Annotated in this window: 1 pseudogene; it reads left to right on the forward strand. The window is 37.5% G+C overall.

Features of this window, described 5'->3' with window-relative positions:
* Positions 1 to 197: 197 nt before the first annotated feature.
* Positions 198 to 666, forward strand: a pseudogene (locus ABEB23_RS18075) (hypothetical protein); the annotation flags it as partial.

Genomic DNA, 666 nt, shown 5'->3' on the forward strand with positions numbered 1-666 from the left:
TCTAACTCCTGAATTTTCGGCTAAATCTGCTTTGACAACCAGTTCATTATACCATTTCGAATAATCTTCTGATCTAGTAGTAAGGTTCTTACTCATATTATATAGTTTGGCACAAATTTTGTTTTAATAATTTTAACTAAATAGTTTGACAAAACTAACTATTTTTGTAATGTGCAACAATAAAAAACACCACAGATATGAAAACTAACATTTCTCTTCGCCAAAACTCTGGTCATTTTTACTTAATTGGATTAATGAGTTTATTACTTGCGTCATGTGGTTCTTACCAGAATTCTTCTTATTACGATAATGACGGAGTTTATGGTAAATCATCTACTGTTCGTGTTCAGGCCAACAATGGCACGAACAATCAATACAAGGATTACTTCAGATCACTACAAGACGATAATCAGCCAACTGAGATATTTACCGATGTTGACAATTATACTAATTATGCTGAAAATGACAGCACACAAACAGCTTCTGTTAGCTACCCGGCTTGGGGCAGCGGTAATTCAGAAGTTTCAGTAAATGTCTATTCTAACCCAACATGGTCCTTAGGATTTGGGATGGGATACCCTTATTACGGCTGGGGATACGGAGGATATTACGGCTGGGGATACTCGGGATGGGGCTATCCGGGTTGGGGTTACCCAGGATGGGGAT

Origin of the sequence: Flavobacterium maritimum, from assembly GCF_040049085.1 — a bacterium.
Lineage (GTDB): Bacteria > Bacteroidota > Bacteroidia > Flavobacteriales > Flavobacteriaceae > Flavobacterium > Flavobacterium maritimum.